This window comes from Pseudoalteromonas sp. H105, from assembly GCF_001469215.1.
Lineage (GTDB): Bacteria > Pseudomonadota > Gammaproteobacteria > Enterobacterales > Alteromonadaceae > Pseudoalteromonas.
The window spans coordinates 149,487-171,483 of sequence record NZ_LOFH01000001.1; the positions used below are offsets into that span (position 1 = coordinate 149,487).

General features: G+C 40.3%; 21 protein-coding genes. 12 read left to right on the forward strand and 9 right to left on the reverse strand.

Annotated elements, in window-relative coordinates; translation table 11 throughout:
• Positions 1-2 precede the first annotated feature (2 nt).
• From nagX to ATS75_RS00695, 8 genes are all read left to right on the forward strand, one after another.
• A complete protein-coding gene (nagX, locus tag ATS75_RS00660) occupies positions 3-1,142 on the forward strand; it encodes a transmembrane glucosamine N-acetyltransferase NagX (protein WP_058558502.1) in 1,140 nt (379 codons plus the stop codon).
• Positions 1,143-1,356: 214 nt separating this feature from the next.
• The gene (nagB, locus tag ATS75_RS00665) at positions 1,357-2,151 is read left to right on the forward strand and encodes a glucosamine-6-phosphate deaminase (protein WP_058558503.1); all 795 of its coding nucleotides are present in this window, start codon (positions 1,357-1,359) and stop codon (positions 2,149-2,151) included.
• 134 nt (positions 2,152-2,285) lie between these two features.
• On the forward strand, positions 2,286-3,209 hold the full coding sequence (nudC, locus tag ATS75_RS00670) for an NAD(+) diphosphatase (RefSeq protein WP_058558504.1): 924 nt from the start codon (positions 2,286-2,288) through the stop codon (positions 3,207-3,209).
• Between the two features lie 15 nt (positions 3,210-3,224).
• A complete protein-coding gene (locus ATS75_RS00675) occupies positions 3,225-4,406 on the forward strand; it encodes a cystathionine beta-lyase (RefSeq protein ID WP_058558505.1) in 1,182 nt (393 codons plus the stop codon).
• A 149-nt stretch (positions 4,407-4,555) separates the two neighbouring features.
• Positions 4,556-5,347 (forward strand): ABC transporter permease, encoded by a 792-nt coding sequence (locus ATS75_RS00680; protein WP_058559055.1) that lies wholly within the window; start codon positions 4,556-4,558, stop codon positions 5,345-5,347.
• A complete protein-coding gene (locus ATS75_RS00685) occupies positions 5,344-6,255 on the forward strand; it encodes an ABC transporter ATP-binding protein (protein ID WP_058558506.1) in 912 nt (303 codons plus the stop codon). The genes ATS75_RS00680 and ATS75_RS00685 overlap by 4 nt, the downstream gene beginning before the upstream one ends.
• Positions 6,255-6,629: a PH domain-containing protein gene (locus ATS75_RS00690; protein WP_058558507.1), complete on the forward strand. Its 375-nt coding sequence runs from the start codon at positions 6,255-6,257 to the stop codon at positions 6,627-6,629. The genes ATS75_RS00685 and ATS75_RS00690 overlap by 1 nt, the downstream gene beginning before the upstream one ends.
• 219 nt (positions 6,630-6,848) lie before the next feature.
• Entirely contained in the window at positions 6,849-7,637 is a 789-nt protein-coding gene (locus tag ATS75_RS00695) for a putative porin (RefSeq protein ID WP_058558508.1), read from the forward strand.
• Positions 7,638-7,699: 62 nt separating this feature from the next.
• Here the strand turns inward: ATS75_RS00695 and ATS75_RS00700 are convergent, their stop codons facing one another.
• On the reverse strand, positions 7,700-9,541 hold the full coding sequence (locus ATS75_RS00700) for a M2 family metallopeptidase (protein ID WP_058558509.1): 1,842 nt from the start codon (positions 9,539-9,541) through the stop codon (positions 7,700-7,702).
• 167 nt (positions 9,542-9,708) lie between these two features.
• On the opposite strand from ATS75_RS00700, the gene ATS75_RS00705 reads away from it, so the two are divergent.
• Positions 9,709-11,985, forward strand: coding sequence for an acyl-CoA dehydrogenase (locus ATS75_RS00705; RefSeq protein ID WP_058558510.1), 2,277 nt, complete (start codon positions 9,709-9,711; stop codon positions 11,983-11,985).
• A gap of 243 nt (positions 11,986-12,228) precedes the next feature.
• Here the strand turns inward: ATS75_RS00705 and ATS75_RS00710 are convergent, their stop codons facing one another.
• The 6 genes from ATS75_RS00710 to nadK form a co-directional block, all read right to left on the reverse strand.
• Complete coding sequence (locus ATS75_RS00710; RefSeq protein ID WP_058558511.1) at positions 12,229-12,669, reverse strand: hypothetical protein; 441 nt, start codon at positions 12,667-12,669, stop codon at positions 12,229-12,231.
• A 229-nt stretch (positions 12,670-12,898) separates the two neighbouring features.
• A complete protein-coding gene (locus ATS75_RS00715; RefSeq protein ID WP_058558512.1) occupies positions 12,899-13,219 on the reverse strand; it encodes a GRAM domain-containing protein in 321 nt (106 codons plus the stop codon).
• Positions 13,220-13,316: 97 nt separating this feature from the next.
• Positions 13,317-13,736, reverse strand: coding sequence for a hypothetical protein (locus ATS75_RS00720; RefSeq protein ID WP_058558513.1), 420 nt, complete (start codon positions 13,734-13,736; stop codon positions 13,317-13,319).
• 58 nt (positions 13,737-13,794) lie between these two features.
• Positions 13,795-15,468, reverse strand: a complete 1,674-nt coding sequence (gene recN, locus ATS75_RS00725) for a DNA repair protein RecN (protein ID WP_058558514.1) — start codon at positions 15,466-15,468, stop codon at positions 13,795-13,797.
• A 175-nt stretch (positions 15,469-15,643) separates the two neighbouring features.
• Positions 15,644-16,204 (reverse strand): hypothetical protein, encoded by a 561-nt coding sequence (locus tag ATS75_RS00730; protein ID WP_058558515.1) that lies wholly within the window; start codon positions 16,202-16,204, stop codon positions 15,644-15,646.
• A gap of 78 nt (positions 16,205-16,282) precedes the next feature.
• The gene (gene nadK, locus ATS75_RS00735; RefSeq protein ID WP_058558516.1) at positions 16,283-17,167 is read right to left on the reverse strand and encodes an NAD(+) kinase; all 885 of its coding nucleotides are present in this window, start codon (positions 17,165-17,167) and stop codon (positions 16,283-16,285) included.
• A 104-nt stretch (positions 17,168-17,271) separates the two neighbouring features.
• Between nadK and ATS75_RS00740 the strand changes: the two genes are divergently transcribed.
• Together ATS75_RS00740 and grpE are read left to right on the forward strand one after the other, a co-directional pair.
• On the forward strand, positions 17,272-18,237 hold the full coding sequence (locus ATS75_RS00740) for a hypothetical protein (RefSeq protein WP_058558517.1): 966 nt from the start codon (positions 17,272-17,274) through the stop codon (positions 18,235-18,237).
• 58 nt (positions 18,238-18,295) lie between these two features.
• Positions 18,296-18,904: a nucleotide exchange factor GrpE gene (gene grpE / locus ATS75_RS00745; RefSeq protein ID WP_058558518.1), complete on the forward strand. Its 609-nt coding sequence runs from the start codon at positions 18,296-18,298 to the stop codon at positions 18,902-18,904.
• A 25-nt stretch (positions 18,905-18,929) separates the two neighbouring features.
• Here the strand turns inward: grpE and ATS75_RS00750 are convergent, their stop codons facing one another.
• Complete coding sequence (locus ATS75_RS00750; RefSeq protein ID WP_058558519.1) at positions 18,930-20,132, reverse strand: Bcr/CflA family efflux MFS transporter; 1,203 nt, start codon at positions 20,130-20,132, stop codon at positions 18,930-18,932.
• A gap of 192 nt (positions 20,133-20,324) precedes the next feature.
• Here ATS75_RS00750 and ATS75_RS00755 point away from each other — a divergent pair, with 192 nt between their 5' ends.
• Positions 20,325-21,122, forward strand: a complete 798-nt coding sequence (locus ATS75_RS00755; RefSeq protein ID WP_058558520.1) for a M48 family metallopeptidase — start codon at positions 20,325-20,327, stop codon at positions 21,120-21,122.
• Between the two features lie 95 nt (positions 21,123-21,217).
• On the opposite strand, the gene ATS75_RS00760 is transcribed toward ATS75_RS00755, so the two are convergent.
• Positions 21,218-21,994 carry an outer membrane protein OmpK gene (locus tag ATS75_RS00760; protein WP_058558521.1) on the reverse strand — a complete coding sequence of 259 codons (777 nt, stop codon included), beginning with the start codon at positions 21,992-21,994 and terminating at the stop codon, positions 21,218-21,220.
• Positions 21,995-21,997 lie beyond the last annotated feature (3 nt).

Genomic DNA, 21,997 nt, shown 5'->3' on the forward strand with positions numbered 1-21,997 from the left:
TTATGACAACACAGACATCAACAAAACCAGCCAAAAAACGATTAGCGTCATTAGATGCACTGCGTGGTATGGATATGTTTTGGATTTTAGGCGGACAATCTATTTTTGCCGCTTTATTTGTGCTTACAGGCTGGACTGGCTGGAAAGTATTTGAGGCACATACACTGCACAGTGAATGGCATGGCTTTACGTTTTATGATTTGATTTTCCCATTATTTATCTTTTTGTCTGGCGTTGCAATGGGGCTTGCGCCAAAGCGGATTGACCATTTGCCATGGAACGAACGAAAGGTTTTTTACCGAAAAGCGATTAAACGATTATTTTTATTGTGTGCATTGGGTGTTATGTACAACCATGGGTGGGGCACTGGTATTCCTTTAGCGTTTGATGAAATCCGTTATGCAAGTGTGCTAGGACGAATTGCAATCGCTTGGTTTTTCTGTGCCATGTTAGTTTGGCATACCAGTATACGTACGCAGGCTTTTATAGCCGTAGGTTTACTACTAGGTTATTGGGTTCTAATGAGCTTTATCCCGGTTCCCGGTGGCAGTGCGGGCGACTTAAGCGCAATAGGTAGTTGGAATGCATGGTTCGATAAATACTTATTGCCAGGTATTAGTTATCAAAATAGGCCGGTAGACCCTGAAGGTGTTCTTTCAAGTCTGCCAGCTGTTGTTAATGCAATGATAGGGGTATTCGCTGGGCAGCTAATCGCTAAAGCGAGCAAACTTGGTGAGTGGAAAGTGGCGGGTATTTTATTTGCCTGTGGTGTTTTGAGTGTTTGCCTTGGATGGCTTTGGGATTTACAGTTTCCAGTTAATAAAGAGCTTTGGACGAGTTCATTTGTTTTAGTCACTGTAGGTTGGAGCGCCATTTTACTCGCAATTTTCTATGCCTTGGTTGATATTTTAAATGGACAAAAGCTCGCTTACCCCTTTGTTATCACTGGGGCAAACTCGATCATTATATACCTAGCTTCCAGCTTGGTTAATTGGGAATATATCAGTCTAAGCGTGTTTGGTGGCTTTATCGCTGCTGTGAGTGCTGACTGGCAGCCTTTATTCGCAGTAGTAGCGTTACTACTGGTTCAAATGCTTGTTCTGCATTGGATGTACAAGCGAAAAATCTTTGTCAGTGTTTAATGTTTTATGGCTGGGTACAAAAAATGTGATTTTTTTATTCACTTTTACTTTACAAAAAGTAGCTAAGTAGTAATAATGACAGCGTTGTCATAATGGTATTGACCTAGACTGATGTATCCCAGTTAGGTTTGATCTAAGGCCCAATTCGATTGCACGTGGAATTGGGTTTTAGATCCCATTTTTTCATCAACTAATTAAACTGAGCAAACTAAATATGCAAATAGTCATTTTAAATGATGCGGCAGCCGTAGCGGCGTATGGCGCAAATATCTTCGCAAAACAATTACAAAAAAAACCTACGTCAGTGCTCGGTTTAGCAACGGGTTCAACACCTGTTGCTCTATATCAAGAATTAATCAGCAAGAATAAAGCTGGAGAAATTTCATTTTCTCATGCTACGACGTTTAACCTAGATGAATACCTAGGGCTCACAGGTGAGCATCCACAAAGCTATCGTTATTTTATGAATGAGCAATTGTTCAATCATGTTGATGTTAATAAAGAGAATACGTTTGTGCCTCCGGGTGATGCTTTAAATCCAATAAAAGCATGTCATGAGTATGAAACAAAGATTTGCGATGCTGGTGGTGTTGACGTACAGCTATTAGGCATAGGGCGTAATGGTCATATAGGCTTTAATGAGCCATCGTCAGGCTTAACATCTCGTACTCGTGTTAAAACGTTAACAAAAGCAACGATTGAAGACAATGCACGTTTTTTCAAAGCGGATGAGTATCAACCTCACTTATCAATCACGATGGGCATTGGTACCATTTTAGAAGCGAAAAAGGTTGTACTTTTAGCGACGGGTGAAAATAAAGCGGACGCTGTACTTGCCATGGTAGAAGGCCCGTTAATGGCTAAATGCCCTGCATCTGCACTGCAGTTGCATAGAGATGCGGTTATCGTTATAGATAAAGCAGCTGCAAGTAAGTTAGACGATTTAGAATTTTATCAGCATATAGAAGCTGAAAACCAAAAGTTACAAGAAAGGCTCGACGCCTTGTAATTTAACTCGAATTTATTGTGTGTTCAAAAAAGCCCTATGGGCTTTTTTTTTGCTTGTTTTTCGTTGATTTATAAATTGGGTTTAATGTAGTGATATGTTAAGTTTTAGCCATCTAAATAGCAAAAGGGCCGAATATGCTAAATTACAGCCACATGGCATTAGACCGCGCATCTAACTTACGAAAGGACCCCGCGTGGTTGTCTGCAAAGCGCAATGAGCAAGCACAGTGGTTATTAGTGCATAATAATCGCACTTTATTTAACCTTGGCAGTGTTACCGTGACTTTTTTGTCGCAGAGTACCGTGAGTCATCTCGACTTAAACCAAGGCATTTTTTTAGGGCGTGATGAACAGAATATTGGTTATTTTGCGTTAGATGTTAGTGAGCTGGACGAAGCTGATTTAGTCGCGCTGACGCAAGACGCTGAATTTATGGATATTCGCCGTTATGGTGTGCAGGTTGATTTAGCGCATGGCTCAATGGCTGCCTTAGCTCGAGGGTTGTGCTATTGGCATGCAACACATCGTTTTTGTGGGCGTTGTGGTACACAAAATGAATTAGTGGAAGCAGGGCATTCGCGACTATGTACAAACCCACACTGTAAACATCAAACATTCCCTCGAACAGATCCCGCGGTGATCATGGTGGTTACACGTAAATTTGCTGATGGCATAGAGCGTTGCCTTTTAGGCCGACAAGCGACCTGGGCGCCGGGCATGTTTTCATCATTGGCTGGGTTTGTCGATCCTGGTGAAACCTTAGAGCAAGCTGTTGCCCGTGAGGTGATGGAAGAAGCAGGCATTGTTGTTGAAAATGTGCAATATATTGCCTCTCAGCCTTGGCCATTTCCTTCTTCAATCATGTTGGGGTTTATCGCTGAAGCCGTGACTGAGAATATACAAGTAGATAAAGATGAATTAGATGATGCGCGTTGGTTTAGTCGCGATGAGCTTAGTCAATTCGGTTATTGGCATGAAGAGGGGGAGCACTTAAAGTTACCTCGAACAGATTCTATTTCTCGCTATTTAATAAACTACTGGCTTGATAAAAAAGATTAAATGTAAGGATTAATAATGACTAGAAAAACCAATGTAAATACACAATTAGTCAGTAGTGGTAGGAAAAAAGCTTACACTCATGGCGTTGTCAACCCTGTAGTACAACGTGCATCTACCGTTGTCTTTGATTCTGTTGAAGAGTTACACAACGCGGCAAAAAAACGTGGCGATAAAACACTTTTTTATGGTCGCCGTGGCACTACAACGCATTTTGCACTTCAAGAGGCAATCACTGAGCTTGAAGGAGGGGAAGGGTGCGCACTTTATCCATGTGGGGCGGCTGCTATTAGTAGTGCATTGCTAGCGTTTTTAAAAGCGGGTGATCATATTTTAATGGTCGATACAGCCTATGAACCCACGCGCGATTTTTGCGATAAAATATTAACAGGTTTTGGTGTTGAAACGACTTATTATCCTGCGACTATTGGTGCGGGTATCAAATCGTTAATAAAAGAAAATACTAAAGTGCTCTTTTTAGAGTCGCCAGGCTCTATTACCATGGAGATTCAGGACGTCCCTGCCATGGTTGCTGCAGCAAATGAGTACGATGTGATGACGATGCTTGATAACACCTACGGCAACGGTTTACATTATCGGCCATTAGAACACGGTGTTGATATTAGTATTCAAGCCGCGACTAAATATATTGTGGGTCACTCAGATGTCATGATGGGGGTGGCTGTTGCGAATAAAAAGTATTGGCCCGTTTTAAGAGAACAGTCATATTTATTGGGTCAATGTACGTCGGCTGATGATGCTTATTTAGCCTTACGTGGCCTTAGAACAATGGCAGTGCGTTTGAACCAACATGAAAAAGCGGCCATTGAGGTTGCTAAGTGGTTAGAGCAGCATAACTTAGTTGATCATATTCGTCACCCAGCGTTTGAAACGTGTCCGGGGCATGCTTTTTTCAAACGTGACTTTGATGGTAGCAATGGCTTATTTTCATTTGTAATGAAACAGGGTAATCAACGTGCGATTAATGCATTTTTAGATAGTTTACATCATTTCAAAATGGGATTCTCATGGGGGGGATTTGAAAGTCTGGTAACGGCTAATTTGACGATGAAAAATCTTCGTTCTGCATCCGGGTGGGATAAAGGCCCAGTAATTCGCTTACACATAGGCCTTGAGGATATGGAAGATTTAATAGCGGATTTAGCTCAAGCACTTGATGTTTATCAACAGCATCTTTAAATGTAAGTATGTTACATTTTAATTTATTGTTACAAAGCTCACCTAAAGTGAGCTTTTTTTTGCTAGTAATTCAACACGTTTGCACTTAATGTAGGTATATTGAGACCATAAAAGGAAAACCTGTGACGCAATTACATCCACAGCGATTAATGAAAATTGCACAGTTTGAACTCGTTCGATTATTTTTAACAAAGCGGGGCTTGTTAGCCGTGGCTGCGTTTACTATTTGTTGGTTACTCGTATTACGTTACCCCATTGGGCAAGCGGTCAGTATTGTGAGTTCGCCGGAAATGGCTGAACTTGCCAAGCAAGTGTTTGGCGCTATTGGGCTTAGTAAATTACTCCAATGGCCTGAAGCAGAGCTGGCTATGTATTGGTTAATCGCTTTGTACAGTTTTCCGGTATTTTGCTTGTTTTTATGCAGCGATCAAGTTGTCGGGGATAAACACCGGGGTACATTGCGGTTTTTAACGTTACGTGCAACGCGTACTGAAATTTTATTTGGCCGGTTTTTCGGGCAAATGCTCATATTGGCTGCGCTCTTAGTCGTGACACTATTTGCAACTCTGGCAGTGATGGCTTTTCGTGATGTTACTTTACTGAGCGCAGGAATAAACCGTGGTGCTATCATATTATTTTATTTGTTGATAACGGTTATGCCATTTGTGGCGCTGATGACTTTAATAAACACCTTTGCCAGTTCAGCACGATTAGCCATTGTATTAGCCGTGCTATTTTTTGCTGTTGGTAACATTATAGTGAGTGTGCTTGTATGGCAATTACCTGTGTTTTCACTGCTCGATTACATGTTTCCTGGGGTTCAGATTAGTGAAGTTGCTGGGCAAAACTCCAGTGTGTTTAATAGCGTTGGCATTCCAGTTATACAAAGTGCTGTGTTGTTGTTTATCGCACAGCGTATTTTTGTTAGGAGTTCACTATGAGTACATTAATCCACGCGCAGTCGATTACAAAGCGCTATGGGAACAAATTAGCCCTTGATGATGTGAGCTTTGAAATACACAAAGGGGCACCAGTTGCCTTAGTTGGTCCTAATGGAGCCGGGAAAACAACCCTATTCAGTTTATTATGCGGTTACATTTTACCTTCGCAAGGCCAGCTAAGTATTCTGGGGAGTCAGCCAGGAAGTAGCGCGTTATTTGGTAAGTTGAGTGCTTTACCCCAAGATGCTCAATTAGACCCTCGTTTTAGCATTGTGCACCAGCTTAGCTTTTATGGGCAACTTCAAGGCCTGTCTGCGGCTGAAAGTAAATCAGAGGCATTGCGTGTCCTTGATTTGGTTGGTTTGTCAGAGGTTGCACACCAACGATCGGATGATCTATCCCATGGGATGCGCAAGCGCGTAACCATAGGCCAATCACTCATTGGCAAGCCACAGATAGTTATGCTTGATGAGGCAACTGCCGGGCTTGATCCTATCCATGCTCGAGAAGTCAGAGAGCTTGTCGCTAACTTAAGTGATGAAGCGACCTTTATCCTCAGCTCTCATGATCTAACAGAGCTTGAGCGCTTGTGTAACCATGTACTTCATCTAGACAAAGGCAAGCTTACGGAGCATCAAGCAAAATCCTCTGAGCAACAAACACAGCGTTTCATGACTATACTCTTTACTGATAACTATGAGGACATTGAACAGAGCCTACTTAGTTTGTCGGGTGTGACTCGGGTCTATATGAGCCAAGCTAAAGAATATGTGGTTGAATACCAAAAATCTGACAAGCAAATTGATATAGAGTTACTTAACTTTTGTTATCAGCAAGGTTGGCGTTATCGCCAGTTAGTGAATGGACATACCTTAGAGAACCAAATTTTTACACAGGAGAAAGCGTAATGGGATTATTAAGTGGGTTAATGGGCAATGCCAGTGAAGTCGATGATGGTGATTTAGAAGAAGTCCTTAGCAATACATTGGTTGATGGTGAGCAAGTCGAAAAGGCTTACAAAGTGGTACGTGACATGTTTATCTTCACCAATAAGCGCCTTATTCTTATTGATAAACAAGGTGTGACCGGCTCAAAAATTGAAATGCTGAGTATTGGGTATTCTAAAATAACCAAATTTAGCAAAGAAAGTGCAGGGCATTTCGACTTGGATGCAGAGCTGAAAATTTGGGTAGGTTCAGATCCAACCCCAATTAGTAAAGATTTTAAAGCAGGTGATAACATCAACGAAGTGTATAAAATAATCGCCACATATGCAGTTTAATTAACTGAAATAAATAATTTTATACCTAATTTAATGCCAACCTATAAGATAGGTTGGCATTTTTTTATTTACATTTCCCTACAGTTATTTACAATTAATTCAATATAAACAATAACTTGATTAAGTTTTTATTCAGTTTCCCCACGTTAGCATGATCGTGTCTTAACCATAAGGTAAGACAAAACAGCAATGTAACCATGTAAATAGGGAAATCTAATTATGAAAAAATTAGCAGTGATTATTTCAAGTATTCTTCTTTCAAGTGCTGCGACTGCTGCAGACACTTATGAGTCAATAAGCCATGTTAAATACATGGATAATGACGGTAACGACGTAGTAAGTATTGATTCGATTTATTACTTTTCTCCTAAAGCAACGTTAGGTCCTTACAATCAATTTGAATACATCAACAAGCAAAGCAATGTGTATGGTGCGTATATTAATGACGAATTTGGTGATGCAACTCAAGTAGGTGGTGAATATTTTGTAAATCAATTTGTAGTGGGTGCGGGCTACCAAAATGTTGACTACGTTAACAGCAGAGATGCATTTCAACTTTCAGCTGGCTACTTCTTTAACCCTGATTTACTTATGAAAGCCACTTATATGGATGTTGAAGATGGTGAAGATGGCTTTAGATTTGACCTAGCTTACAACCATAAGCTAAACAGCACTGATTACATCGGTTTTACAGTGTCGGCTGATGACGATTTTGATTATCGTGCTGTTAATGCCAAGTATTTTATCGACCTTCAACAAGGTAATTATTTAACAGTAGAAGGTACTGTTGCCGATACTGATGATTTTGGCAGTGCATGGATGTTAGGGTCTAATTATTACTTTACCAAAGCCACCTCCGTCTTTGTTACATTTGATAAAAATGATGACTACAGCTTTGGTGCAGAACACTTCTTTAATAGAAACGTTGGCTTAGAGCTAGGGTATTCAAACAATTGGGATGACTCAGACTATGATGCTTACTATGCTAATGTGAGCTTGCAATTCTAATTTTTTACGATTTAATAAAAGCCCGCTAATAAGCGGGCTTTTGAACACTAGTCAAATAAAGGTTACCAACCGCATTGACGGCCTTGATTTTGTTCATCCAAATATGTTTGTAATGGTGCAAAGTAATCAAGTAACGCGGTGGCATCCATTTCTGTTTTGCCTGTTACTGTGGCGAGTGCTTCCTGCCATGGGCGACTTGAGCCCATTTCCAACATCGTATTTAGTTTTTCGCCTGCAGTTTTTGAATTGTAAACTGAACAACGGTGAATCGCTTCTTCGTTTCCTGCTATTTCACATAGGCTGCGGTGAAAATCAAATTGCAGAATATGTGCCAAGAAATAGCGTGTGTAGGGGGTATTGCCCGGTACGTGATATTTTGCACCTGGATCAAAGTCTGCTTCGGTTCTCGCTATTGGTGCTTGAATACCTTGATATTTCTGGCGTAAGTCCCACCAAGCTTGGTTATAATTTTCAGCCGTCACTTCACCAGAGAATACCTTCCAGCGCCACTGGTCAACAAGTAAACCAAAGGGAATGAATGCAACTTTATCAAGTGCCATTTTCATTAATAGACCAATGTCTTTTGATTCGTCAGGCACTTGCTCTAATAAGCCTATTTCTTTTAAATAACCCGGTGTAACTGAAAGTGCAATGGTATCGCCAATGGCCTCATGAAATCCATCGTTAGCGCTTTCTTGATAGTAAAGTGGTTGTGTATTGTAAGCGCGTTGATAAAAATTATGCCCTAACTCATGATGAATAACAGAGAATTCTTCGCCTGTGCGTTGAATACACATTTTAATGCGCAGGTCATCTTTGCTATCTATATTCCACGCAGACGCATGACATTGCACATCACGATCGTCTGGCTTAGTAAATAATGAGCGCTCATAAAACGTCTCAGGAAGGGGGGCAAAACCCATAGATGTAAAGAATTTCTCAGCACCTTTAACCATTTTTAGTTCATCATAGTTATGTTCATCTAGTAGCGCTGTGACATCATAACCAGGATCTGCATTTTCAGGGGCAACAACATCATAAATATTCCCCCATGTTTGCGCCCACATATTGCCCAATAAATGCGCAGGGATTGGTTGATCTTGCGGTACTTTATCTTCGCCGTACTTATCGCCTAATTTTGCACGAACATGACAATGTAATGAATCATAAAGCGGTTTGACTTGTCCCCAGATGCGGTCAAGTTCAGTCGCGAAATCATCCGCAGGCATATCATATTTGCTACGCCACATCGCGCCAGTGTCAGCATAACCAAGTTCTTTTGCACCTTCATTCGTTAAAGCGACTTGCTGTTCATACAAAGGTCGCATCGGCTTTGATACTTGACGCCAGCCTTGCCATAGATCAAGTAGTTCATTGTAATCACGACTTGAGGCCATTTTAGCGGTCATATCACCTAAACTTAAACAGCGACCATCTTCTTGACAGTATTTTCCTTTACCATAAATACCGCCAAGCTCTGCCACTAACTGTGATAATTTAGCTGTTTTTTCAGCATCTTGTGGCGCAGGTAATGTTAGTGCCAATTTTAGCTTATCGAGTTTACGTCGCGCATCATAATCAAGCTCCAATGAATCAAACTGAGCGGCTTCATTTGCAAGGCGAACAACTGCTTCAGTCATCTTACGGTTTACTTCTGCTGAGAGTGCTGCGGTATCATGGGTAATAAAGTTCGCGTAAATCCACTCTGCACGGCTTGATTCGAGATAGAGTGCATTGAGTTCTTGTTCGGTTTTATCTATGAATGTGAGTGCATCTGTTGCGTTAACTGTCGCGCTCACAGCCGTGTTATCTTTTTCAGATGTGTCTTGGTTACAGCCTGTTAGTGCTAATGCACTTGTGACCATTAATACGCTTAAACTAAGCTTAAAATGTGGAGTAGTCATGTTTGCCCTTATATTTGTTATTGATCGCAATGGATAATAGCAGTGTCTTGAACCAAGGCAAATAGATAACGTTATCGCATACACAAAGTGGTGGTTACATTGTATTTATAAAAGGATCGGTCATACTTAAAATAATATATTTTCATCTATTTAAAAGGATCGTTTCCATGTCTGTGTTCATATTGTTACTGGTTGTGGTGATAGTTATATTTGCTGTAAAAGATATCCGCATCAGCTTAATTAGTCGGCCAGCCTTTAAGTTTTTTAAAAAAGTTTTGCCGCCTTTGTCACAAACAGAACGTGAGGCAATGGAGGCAGGGGATGTTTGGTGGGATGGGGAACTGTTCAGCGGTAACCCTGACTGGACCGTTCTTCACAGCTACCCGAAACCAGAGTTGAGCAAGAAGGAACGTGCATTTTTAGATAATGAGGTAGAAACATTGCTGGCAATGCTTGATGATTACCAAATAGTTCAAAAAGATAAAGACTTACCAAAAGAAGTCTGGGATTACCTCAAGGTGAATGGCTTTTTCGCCATGATCATTCCCGAAAAATTTGGCGGGCGTCAGTTTTCAGCGATTGCAAACTCGACCATAGTGGCAAAAATTGCGAGTAAAAGCTTAACCGCGGCGGTGACGGTTATGGTGCCAAACAGTTTGGGGCCTGGCGAATTATTGCTTCATTATGGCACTAAAGAACAACAAGATCGTTGGTTACCGTCATTAGCAACGGGTGAAGATGTGCCTTGTTTTGCGCTTACAGGGCCTGAGGCAGGGTCTGATGCTGGCAGTATCCCGGATTCTGGTGTGGTCTGTAAGGGGGAATTCAATGGCGAACAAGTAATTGGACTTCGTTTAAACTGGTCAAAACGCTACATTACACTGGCTCCTGTGGCGACAGTGCTTGGCCTTGCGTTTAAAATGTATGACCCAGAAAGTTTGTTAGGAAAAGAAAAAGAGCTCGGCATAACTTGCGCGTTAATTCCAACAGACCATGACGGAGTAGAAATTGGTGAGCGACATTACCCACTAAATATGGCATTTATGAATGGGACAACGTACGGTAAAGATGTCTTTATCCCGTTAGAATGGATTATTGGTGGTCAACAGGGGGCTGGCAGAGGTTGGCGTATGTTGGTTGAATGCCTAAGCGCAGGGCGAGGCATTTCACTGCCTGCACTAAGCAGCGCAACGGGACACTTATGCTCGCGTATGACTTCAGCATATGCCACAGTACGCCAGCAATTCGGTTTGTCGATTAGTCAATTTGAGGGGGTGCAAGAAGCATTAGCACGTATTGGTGGTTTGACTTATAGCCTCGAGTCTTGCCGGTTAATGACGGCAGGTGCAATTGATTTAAAACTGAGCCCATCCGTTGTCACGGCTATTGCAAAGTACCATATGACAGAGATGGGAAGAACCGTTATGAATGATGCAATGGATATTCATTCTGGTAAGGGAATTCAAGTTGGGCCAAATAACTATTTAGCCCACGGATATATGGGGATCCCGGTTTCTATTACTGTTGAAGGCGCGAACATCTTAACGCGCAATTTAATGATTTTTGGTCAAGGTGCTACACGTTGTCATCCATTTGTACTCAAGGAAATGGAAGCGGCAGCGATGGAAGATGATGAGCTTGCTTTAAAGCAATTTGACGGGTTGCTGTTACAACATATTATATTCGCAGGTACTAATGCAGGCATGGCGTTTTTACATGGACTGACGCGTAGTTATTTTGCTAAATCTCCTGTAAGCGGCGCAACAGCTAATTATTATAAGCAGTTAGGTAGAATGAGTCGCGGACTCGCATTTTGTACTGATGTTGCCATGCTTATTTTAGGCGGTGAACTTAAGCGAAAAGAAATGATATCAGCACGCTTAGGTGATGTGTTAAGCCACCTATATATTGCTTCAACGGTACTAAAACGCTTTGAAGATGAAGGACGTCAACAAGCAGACTTGGCATTTGTGCAATATTCAGTTGAGTGTTCTTTGTTTGAAATTGGCCAAGCTTTTGATGGTTTCTTTAAAAACTTTTCGAACCCCATTATCAACGTTTTGCTAAAGCGAATTGTTTTCCCTCTGGGTAACCATTACCATCGCCCAAGTGATAATATTGCCCAAACAATATGTGAGCATATGACTAAACCAGGGGTTTTCAGAAATCGATTAACTCACTTGTGCTACGTAGATAAAAATGCGGGGACTGGCGTCATGGAGCAAGCATTTACAGCTATGCATGATACTGCGGATGCATTCAAGCTTATAAAAAAGTGGCAACGTGAAGGGGTTCTCAGTCGTAATGCATCGATAGAGACGCTCATCAATGACGCAGTTGAAAAACAATTGATTTCAGAGCAAGAGGCTAAGACACTACATGGTGCAAATGAGCTTAGAAAGCAAGCCATCTCCGTAGACAACTTCGCTAAAGGGACACTTTAAAACGAAAAGAGCCTTTAGCGATAAAGGCTCTTAGTAATTAACCTGAACCCTGGATAATAAATCTATCTCTAGCGGCTAATTTCAATGCTATCTGCGTTGAAATTACTTGCAATAGGCCAGTTATTGACGTGTAAATTAGCCTTGTTATCGCTAAAAGTCTCCGGCTGGAGAAGGATAAATAGGCTTGTTATTTAGTATCAATATATTAGTACATCTCTTAACCAGACTTCAGGTTATTTAAAATTATCTGGCAAATGGGTCTGCGTTTATTTTATCAACGTACCATTTACCTTTCTTACGAACCATTTTTACGCTGCGCATGTCATCCACTTTGTTACCATTAAAATAACCGGTAAAAATAAGGTTTATATTCGCGTTATCACCATATTGTTCTCTTAGGCTCATGTTCGTCATGTCTACTTCAATAACGACTTCGTCATATTGCATATTAACTAAATTACGTGCAAATTGTTTGGAAGTGCCGTACGACTTCATGATCCTACCTAATTTTGGTGTAGCCATCGTCATCGCTTTTTTTAGATCTTTACCATTATAAAGTGTATCAAAATACATCGTCGCACTTTGCCCTGGCGTGTTGTTATCGCCTGATGCAGAGTCTTCACCGCCACAGCCTTGTAGCGAAAGCATAGAAATAAGCGTAAAAAGAGTTAATAAATATTTCATTTTAAATTGTTTTACAAATTCCAGATAATCTAAGTGTGAGACGAATTAATAAAGATGTAAAGTTTAATAGCGGTAATAATTAGATTTAGTGATATTTTGTAGTACTAAAAGTGTAGTTTAATTTATTGAATTTAAGCTACGAATAGTAATCTATAAGGAAAGATTGAGCAGGCATAATAACGTGGCTCATAAACTCATAGCAATAGAGTGTATTAAAGCTGATTTTGTTTTAATGGTCAGCTACTAAGCTGTTTAGCCATTGTTCAGGATCGGGCAAAATAAATTCAATATTATGGTTCTGCTTGGTTGTAATTTTAATACCGCTGCGTGTGATTGGAATAATGCCAGCCGCTTTTCCTGTAGAGCGTTCAACACGACTAATGGTGTTTAATTTAATTGTGTATGAACCTAAATTTAACTGTTTATTGAGTGATTCAAAGTGAAGTAAGTGTTCGGTTAACGTTAATCGACCATCCGCTTTTGCTGAACCAAGTTGCAATGTTGCATAGCAGCTTTTTAGCTGCGTTACGTCAGGAAGTAACATACCCATAATTCGCTCCATGATTGTTTGTATCAAATATTATGTTGCCAGTTTGAATGTGTCAAATTTGTTAATGTAACTTTGCCTACTTGTTGTAAAATTGTCGTTACAAAAAATATTTGTCTCTGATATGTTTTTTTTGCTGTTTACTCACAGATATAAAAACTAAAATTGCGACCAACATTTGTAAAAAGAGTGCTGCTAGCATGATGATTAGATCCAATCGACTACTCATGGTGTTAGTGTTACTTAACTCTATAAACCAAGCCAGTAAAAGCATCACAAGCAACGAGATATGAATAAGTTGTTGTAACTTAACCTTAAAGGCAAGTGGTTTGTATTGGCTAAGTACCAGTAACGCAGTGCTCACTATGGGGGTTAGTAATATACTGGCGTAGATAAGTGTTAAAACGGGCGGCCAATGAAATTCAATGGCAACAGTTGATTGTGCCAATGGAGTTTCACATCCCATTAGTGTTAGTAGAGGCAATAACAGGGTAATTATTTTTGATACGTAATTTTTCATACATTCGATCTAATGTTTAAGTCGCATATAAAGTGCAAGTGAATAAGGCCTGTAAGTGCTAGCGATGTGCAGAAATCAGTTCTTTAGCATTTGCTTTGGCCATTTTACTGATGTTGTCACCAGCAAGCAGCCTTGCTATCTCATCAATCCTGCCATCTTTATTTAAGGATTTCATATGGGTAAACGTTTCACCATGCGCAATTTCTTTAGCTACAAAAAACTGTTGATGGCCAGAGCTTGCCACTTGGGGTAAGTGCGTCACACAGATAACTTGTGTTGATTTACCTAATTGGCGTAATAACTTTCCTACTGCAGACGCTGTAGGGCCAGAAATACCGACGTCCACCTCATCAAAAATAAGTGTTGGTGTAGTTACTTTTTGCGCAATGATAACTTGAATCGCCAAGCTAATTCGGGAGAGTTCGCCACCCGATGCTACTTTTGACAATGCTTGTAAAGGTTGGCCAGGATTGGTTGAAACTAAAAATGCAATCGAGTCAAAGCCAAGGCTATTAGGTGCACGGGTTGGCTCTTGATTTAATGCAATCTCAAACTGTCCGTTTTCCATTGATAAATTAGCCATACTTTGGCTGATAAGTATATTTAAGTCAGCGGCAGCTTTAATTCTGCTTTCACTTAATATGCTCGCAGCTTCTTTATAAAGGTCGAGTGACAAAATGATAGCTGATTCTAATTGTTCTAATCGTGATGAATTATTGCTAATGCTTTCTAATTCATTACTAATCGATTGATGAAAATCGACAAGTTCTTCGGGTTTTATATGGTGTTTACGGGCTAAATCTAACGCACCACTTAAACGTGCTTCTACTTCGAGTAGCCGACTAGGGTCGAGTTCCGTTTGATCGGCGTAATTTCTAACTTCACGGCTGGCTTCTTCTACTTGAACTGCGGCTTCTTCTAACAAAGTAGCTACACTCGTTAAGCTATTGTCGTAATGCGCTAATTCTGCAAAGCGTTGTGCACTATGCTGCAAAATTGAACATGCATTTTGATCATCACTTTCATATAAGTGTTGTAACTCACGTTGACATGACTCAAGAATTGTTTGGCTGTGGCTTAATTTGTGGTGCTCTGCTTCAATCTGTTGAAATTCATTATCTTGCAAAGCAAACTCGTCAAGTTCGGCTACTTGGTATTCTAACAGCTGTTTTTGTGCTGCTTGCTGTTGTTGCGCTTGTTCCAAAGTAGAATATTCTTTCTGTAGATTTTGGTGTTCTTTATAGCGTAGCTTTACAGTGTTGACCAAGTCTGTATGGCCTGCATAGGCATCTAACAAATTGAGTTGGTGGTCTGCTTTTAAAAGGTATTGATGCGCATGCTGACCATGAATCGAAATTAAATGCTGGCCTAACTCTTTGAGTTGTGTGGCGGTAACTGGGGTGCCATTTATATAACTTTTACTGCGACCATTCTTACAAATAACACGTCTCAGTAAGCATTCGTTCTCATCATTGGTTAACAGTTGTTGTTCTAAATAGTGAGTGGCATTAGGAAGGCTGGCAATATCAAAATGGGCACTTATTTCAGCACGCTCTGTACCTGGGCGAACAGCAGACGCATCAGCGCGCTCGCCAAGACACAATGATAATGCATCAATAGCAATAGATTTACCTGCACCAGTTTCACCTGTAATGGCGGTCATCCCACTATACCACTCTGTGCTTAGGCTATTTACAATGGCAAAATTTTTAATTTCGAGTCCAATTAGCATACTGTTTATCCATCCAGTTATATAACTGTTAATTTATACAGTGTTTTGTTTTTTTGCAAATGAAATTTATATTTTATTAAAAATAAGAGGGAGGAGATTAGAGAGAACTTGAATACAGTGAGGAAAAATAAAGGAGTAACCACAGAACGTTTCACGCATTCTGTGGTTTAACACGTTAGCCAACATTTAACTGTTGTGTGAATGAGTGAGACTGAGAGTCATCTTGCTCTTTATCATCCTCTTTTTCAATGATGTCTGGTTCATTACTGATATCTGGTGATTCTAAAGTTTTTATTAAAGAAGGTAATATTTCGTAATAAAAAGCGTGGTTATATTCAATGCCTGCATACGGTAATTCTGCAACAAATAAAGAAAGTTGGTCTGCGAGTTTGTCTCGTTCACCGGTTACAAATGACTTTGTTAGTTCACTATTTACAGTGGATATAAAGGATTCAACTATGCCCTCTAAATACAATAAGTTCTCATCACTATGAGGTTGCACAACAAAAAAGTTGCTGGCTATAACTTGAAGGCGAGGAATATACTTAGGTCTTAATACATGAGCTTCACAAAAATAATTTAACTTTACTTTTAAATTATTTGTGACTTCTGCCACACGGTTATTAAACAGCTTTTTTTCTGCTTCACGTGCATTACGACGGTTATTTTCAATTACAAGGTATGTACCGAGTAATGTTATTAATAACAAAATAGCAAAAAATACAACGTAAGTCATCGCTAATAAACATTCCTGTTTTATGTGATTATATATGGCATGATATTTTGCGCTAAAGTATGGGTTAGCGCAATAAAATTAATACAAACGACTGCCCCAATTTAGCTTTGTACGCAAAACATGGTAGTAAGAGTATTCTTTTGGATGAATAAGCCTGAGTTTTTTATCGGCTTTTTTTATTACCACTTCATCGCCAGGTAAAACAGCCAGCACAACATGGCTATCGCAGCTTACTTGTAAGCTATCTGTGTTTTCTAAACTTAGTTTCAGTCGAACTTCATTATCAGCATCAACAACTAAAGGGCGGCTTGACAAGGTATGAGGAAACATTGGAACCAATGAGATAGCATTTAATTCAGGCGTTAAAATGGGTCCGCCGCCAGATAATGAGTAAGCTGTTGAACCTGTGGGTGTTGAAACAATTAAACCATCAGAGCGCTGAGAAAAAACAAAGGCATCATTAATGAACGCCTCAAATTCAATCATATGCGCTACTTTATCAGCATGTAATACGGCTTCGTTTACCGCGGAGTTTGCACTTTTAAGTTCAGCATGGCGATAGACTTCTACTTCTAGTAAGAAACGATTTTCTTCGATATATTGACCGCTTAACACTTGCTCCAGGCTAGCTTCGAATCCGTCAGGGTTTAGGTCAGTTAAAAACCCTAAATTCCCTCTGTTTACACCAATAACCGCGACATTAAAGCGTGCAAGCACGCGAGCTGCACCCAACATATTACCATCACCACCGACAACAATTGCTAAATCTGCTTGCTCCCCAAGTTCAATTAACTTAACGAGTTTGTCTTTAGGAATATCAGCTATCTGCTGTCCAGTACGCTGCTCAACAATAACAGTAAAGCCTAATGCGTTTAAAAAAGTGTAAAGGCGTATTAATGTTGCCGTTGCGCCATCGTGATTTACTTTTCCTATTAAGCCTATGGTTTTAAAAGGTGATTCCATGGTATTCACGCAAATAATTACAATAACGCTAGAGTACTTAAAAATGAGTGAATTGGAAACCTCAGAGCCTTGAAATAACTTCTCTTTGCCCCGATATATGTTTTATGCAGCAAGATGTAGATAATATGAATATAAATCCTCGAGATCAGCAAATATTTTCCGCCGTTATGAGTTTGTACTGTGACGGTGAAGGCCTGCCCGTGGCATCAAGCAAAATAGCGAAGCAAAAAGGAATGGCAGTGTGCTCGGCCACTGTGCGTAATGCGATGTCTCGGCTTGAAAAAGTGGGTTTATTGTACTCACCTCATACGTCAGCTGGACGCGTGCCAACCAATGCAGGTTTTGAATATTGGTTAACGGAGTTTTTTGCATTAAACGAGATTGCTCAATATTGGCATCCCGCCCAGTCAAAATTAGTAGAATTAGCCCACGATATAAGTCAACGTTTCAAGGTCTGTTGTTGTGTCGGTTTACCGCAAGTGCGCTCACAGCATGTTTTCAGAGTAGAAGTACTCGATTTTGATAGTAATGACTGGTTAATCTTACTAATAGATAGAGTAGGGCAAAGTCATAACATTTGTATTCACAAACCTGATGATGCATCAGACGCTGTGCGATATCAGTTTGCCACTTGGTTAAACACGGTATTTAGTCAACAAACGCTGATGGAAGGCTTGTATCGCATGCAAGCAATGGCAAATACGGCGCCTCGGAATTGTCATGATTCATTGACTCAGTGGACGCGGGAATTGAGCCAAAAGTTGGGTTCAGATAACAGTATTGTTGTGGGTGAAAATTATTTATACAAACAAATGGATTGCCAACAAAGTTTGAATATAGGGGTGTCATTTTTAAACTATGTTGAAGATAAATTGGCGTTTAAGAATGGTGTTTCTGTTCTTAACTCAGAGCAGCTGCCATTTGCAGATTGTTCTGAATTAATGGTGATTAGTGTCCCTTATTTTCAAAATCAAGAATATCAAAGTCGTTTTTGTGTTATTTGTCCAAAATCGGCGCAAATTGAAGCAATCATACAAGAATTTAAACTAATCGAGTCATCAGACTCTTGAATCTTTTTATTCAATCCCCATAATTACCGCAATTGAAAAGAATTGGAGTACGTTTATTATGTCTGAGCAGACAAAATCACCAGAGCAAGAAGTAGAATTAAACGAAGAGTTAGAGCAAATGCAAGCTGATGTCGAAGCGGCAGTAGAAGCTGCTGATGCGCATGAAGCTGAAGAAGTCAGCCCTGAAGCTGAAATTGCTATGCTTTACGCAGAACTTGAAGCGGCGAAGCAAACAATCAATGATCAAAAAGACGGTGTTGTTCGCGCTGCAGCTGATATTGAAAACATCCGCCGTCGTGCGGCACAGGATGTTGAAAAAGCGCATAAGTTTGCTCTTGAAAAGTTCGCTAATGAACTACTTCCAGTGATTGATAACCTAGAGCGAGCAATTGAGTTCTCAGATAAAGAAAATGAAACACTCAAGCCGTTACTTGAAGGCATTGACATGACAGTGAAGAGCTTCAATGATGCGGTTGCTAAGTTTGGTGTTGAAATTGTAAACCCGCAAGGTGAGCAGTTTAACCCTGAGTTCCATCAAGCGATGTCTATCCAGCCTAGTAACGATGTGTCGCCAAATACGGTATTAGCCGTGATGCAAAAAGGTTATACCTTAAATGGTCGTTTATTACGCCCAGCAATGGTTATGGTATCTAAAGCCGCTGAGTAATCTAATAGATTTAAAAAAATGCCCGTTAGTTACGGGCATTTTTTTTGCACTGCATTCTGTGCCACATTTGAGCAAGTAAAGTCAGAACTAACGCACTGAACATTAAACTTGAAAAGGGCACGGCACTTTGTGCGTGCATTAGCGCTAAAATCGGTCCAACAAGGGCGCCGCTGCCAAAGCGTAAAGTGCCGATGACGGCTGTTGCTGTCCCCGATTTTTCTTCAAACTGCATCAAGATAAGGGCATCTGCATTACTGGCAATAATACCTAGGCTCATCATAAGAGGTGCAATAGCAGCAACTATAAAATACAGCGATAAATGCAGCACACTAAAAGATAATAAAGCACTCCCCGCCAAAAAGCCCACAAACAGTCCGTAATAAAGCATCTTACGAGAACCAATGCGTGGTACTAACCGCGTGTTTAAAAAGTTACCAAACATCAGCGCCATTACATTAAAAGCAAATAGCAAACCAAATAATTGCTCAGATACAGCAAAGTAATCAAGGTAAACAAAGGGCACAGCAGTTAAAAAGCAAAAAAAGCCAAAAGAAACAAACATGGAGCTGGCTATGTCAGCGCGCGCATTTTTATTTTTAAACACAGTTTTATAACTATCAAAAAATAATGCAAAACCTGATAGGGGACTTTTAAAGATGGGGATATCAATTAAGAACCTTTGAGTCAGGGCTAAAATAGTAAAACTATAACTAGCAAGTACGATAAAGATCGTTTGCCAATGTGACAGCCCCATTATCATTGAACCTACGGTAGGTGCCACAAGCGGTGCTACCATCATGATCATAGATACATAAGACATACCTTTAGCCGTGTCTTTTTGATATATATGACGAATAATACCCGGCACAACCACAGTTGCTGCTGCGCCGGTGAAAGCTTGAACAACACGTAAAAACCAAAATAGGTGTATGTCATTGCAAAATGCTAAGGCTAGGGAGCTTAAACCAAACAAAGCTAATCCGAGTTTTGCTAATACACGCCGTCCGATTTGATCAGCAATAGGGCCAAAAAAAAGCATCCCTAATGCATATCCGGCTAAATACAAACTAAGCGATATTTGTACATTTGGCATACTTGTATTGAGGTCGTTTGCAATAATTAGCATCGCGGGTAGGTACATGTCGATTGCGAGCGGGGTAATGGCAACAATACTCGCTAAAAGAGGGAGTAAGATACGCTTGTTAAGGAGAGAAGATTGTATTTGCATGCGCTACTCGAAAACAGAATTTGGTGCGCATTGTATCAGTGAGGTGTGAAATACGATAGGTAATGAATAGTTTCGTTACATTTTTAATTTCTAGAACGTGTTCTTAGCCATTTGATTAGTAATATTAAGTTATGGTGTTATTTGCTATATTAATCTGCATACGAATAGATGGATTATTAGTTAGGAAAGATAATGAAAAAACTAATGTTAGCGGTACTTGCCACTGCCGTGTTAGCTGGTTGTAAAACATCACCAACAGGTCGCACACAAATTGCCTTGTATAGTGATCAGCAAATGAGTCAAATGGGTCAGCAGAGCTTTGCGCAAATGAAGCAAACTCAAAAAGTAAATAGTGACCCTTCAATTAATGCTTATGTTAAATGTATCGCAAAAGATGTAATTGCTGTTTTACCAAAGCAATATGCAAGCCAGAGCTGGGAAGTTGTCGTGTTTGAAGAGGACTCGGCCAATGCTTTCGCACTACCAGGCGGGTATATCGGTGTTCATACTGGGTTGCTTAATGTGGCTAAAAACCAACACCAACTAGCAACGGTTATTGGTCATGAAGTCGGCCATGTTATCGCTGAGCATTCGAATGAGCGCGTTTCACAAAACTCACTTTTACAAACGGGTATGCAAGTAGGCAGTGCAGCTCTTGATATGGGTAATGTAAAATACCGTAACGAGATAATGCAAGGGCTCGGTTTGGGTGCTCAATTTGGTGTTATTTTACCGTTTAGTCGTTCACATGAATCAGAGGCAGACATTATCGGCTTAGACTTGATGGCAAAAGCAGGATTCAATCCACAAGAATCAGTGACACTTTGGCAAAATATGAGTCAAGCAGGGAGCAGTGCAACACCTGAATTTATGTCGACCCATCCCGCACCTGGTAATCGTATCAAAGAATTACAAGCCAGTATGTCTGGTGCAATGACGGCTAAAAATAGCGCAAACAAAGCGGGCAAAAACCCTGCATGTAAACTTTAAATTTGCCTTTAACTGAGTGTTATAAAGTTCAACAGCAAAAACTTAAAAAGGCGTAATACACCAATATTACGCCTTTTTAACGTGACAGTCGTTTATTAAAACGTCCATTCTATATGTAATTGTGGCACGGACTCTTTCGTATCGGTACCAAGTTTATTATGCCAATATTGCCACTCAAGACCTATTAGCAACGTGTTTTCTTTCATGCTCATCGCATTACCTAAATCCCATGTGATAATAGGTTGTGCTAGCACCCACGCTTTTACATCTTCACCAAACTCATTCTCACGCGCGGCAATATATTCAATATGCCCGGTAACGTTAAACTTTTGCGCGCCAATTGAAAATGGGTAGCCCCATGCAATATCGAGCATCCAACTGTTGGTTTCGCTTGGTGCGCCACCACGCTCAACGCCGTCATTATCGTCAACGTAAGCAGTAACTAACGTCGATAAAAAGCTAAACCCCGGGGCTTGCCAATTCACCTTTACGCCAGGTAAATACTTTAATACTTTAGAGTCGCCAGCGGCGTTAAATCCTGCCGTTAAACCAATATCAGCAATTGCACCGTATGACATATCATTGCCTGAAATCTTCGATAAACTGAATGTAGAGTACCATTCGCCATAAAAATCTTTGTCTTGATAGCCATCATCAGTGGCATCATTTATGTAATCAATAAAGAAAAAGTTATCACCATAATCATAACCAGAAGCATGCTGAAGTGAAGCGATGGTCGTGGTTGATTTTTGCCCAGTGAAGGGGTTTTTAAAGTCACCTTTGTTAAGGTGTAATGAGGTGTTGCTCCAACTGGCTGCGTGACCTGAGCTACAGACTACGCAGATGGCAGCTAAAAGAATGGTTTTATACAAAGT

Bases quoted from the DNA above. Each gene is read 5' to 3' on its own strand.
- nagX (WP_058558502.1), top strand. From the start codon at position 3: ATGACAACACAGACATCAACAAAACCAGCCAAAAAACGATTAGCGTCA.
- nagB (WP_058558503.1), top strand. From the start codon at position 1,357: ATGCAAATAGTCATTTTAAATGATGCGGCAGCCGTAGCGGCGTATGGC.
- nudC (WP_058558504.1), top strand. From the start codon at position 2,286: ATGCTAAATTACAGCCACATGGCATTAGACCGCGCATCTAACTTACGA.
- ATS75_RS00675 (WP_058558505.1), top strand. From the start codon at position 3,225: ATGACTAGAAAAACCAATGTAAATACACAATTAGTCAGTAGTGGTAGG.
- ATS75_RS00680 (WP_058559055.1), top strand. From the start codon at position 4,556: ATGAAAATTGCACAGTTTGAACTCGTTCGATTATTTTTAACAAAGCGG.
- ATS75_RS00685 (WP_058558506.1), top strand. From the start codon at position 5,344: ATGAGTACATTAATCCACGCGCAGTCGATTACAAAGCGCTATGGGAAC.
- ATS75_RS00690 (WP_058558507.1), top strand. From the start codon at position 6,255: ATGGGATTATTAAGTGGGTTAATGGGCAATGCCAGTGAAGTCGATGAT.
- ATS75_RS00695 (WP_058558508.1), top strand. From the start codon at position 6,849: ATGAAAAAATTAGCAGTGATTATTTCAAGTATTCTTCTTTCAAGTGCT.
- ATS75_RS00700 (WP_058558509.1), bottom strand. From the start codon at position 9,541: ATGACTACTCCACATTTTAAGCTTAGTTTAAGCGTATTAATGGTCACA.
- ATS75_RS00705 (WP_058558510.1), top strand. From the start codon at position 9,709: ATGTCTGTGTTCATATTGTTACTGGTTGTGGTGATAGTTATATTTGCT.
- ATS75_RS00710 (WP_058558511.1), bottom strand. From the start codon at position 12,669: ATGAAATATTTATTAACTCTTTTTACGCTTATTTCTATGCTTTCGCTA.
- ATS75_RS00715 (WP_058558512.1), bottom strand. From the start codon at position 13,219: ATGGGTATGTTACTTCCTGACGTAACGCAGCTAAAAAGCTGCTATGCA.
- ATS75_RS00720 (WP_058558513.1), bottom strand. From the start codon at position 13,736: ATGAAAAATTACGTATCAAAAATAATTACCCTGTTATTGCCTCTACTA.
- recN (WP_058558514.1), bottom strand. From the start codon at position 15,468: ATGCTAATTGGACTCGAAATTAAAAATTTTGCCATTGTAAATAGCCTA.
- ATS75_RS00730 (WP_058558515.1), bottom strand. From the start codon at position 16,204: ATGACTTACGTTGTATTTTTTGCTATTTTGTTATTAATAACATTACTC.
- nadK (WP_058558516.1), bottom strand. From the start codon at position 17,167: ATGGAATCACCTTTTAAAACCATAGGCTTAATAGGAAAAGTAAATCAC.
- ATS75_RS00740 (WP_058558517.1), top strand. From the start codon at position 17,272: ATGCAGCAAGATGTAGATAATATGAATATAAATCCTCGAGATCAGCAA.
- grpE (WP_058558518.1), top strand. From the start codon at position 18,296: ATGTCTGAGCAGACAAAATCACCAGAGCAAGAAGTAGAATTAAACGAA.
- ATS75_RS00750 (WP_058558519.1), bottom strand. From the start codon at position 20,132: ATGCAAATACAATCTTCTCTCCTTAACAAGCGTATCTTACTCCCTCTT.
- ATS75_RS00755 (WP_058558520.1), top strand. From the start codon at position 20,325: ATGAAAAAACTAATGTTAGCGGTACTTGCCACTGCCGTGTTAGCTGGT.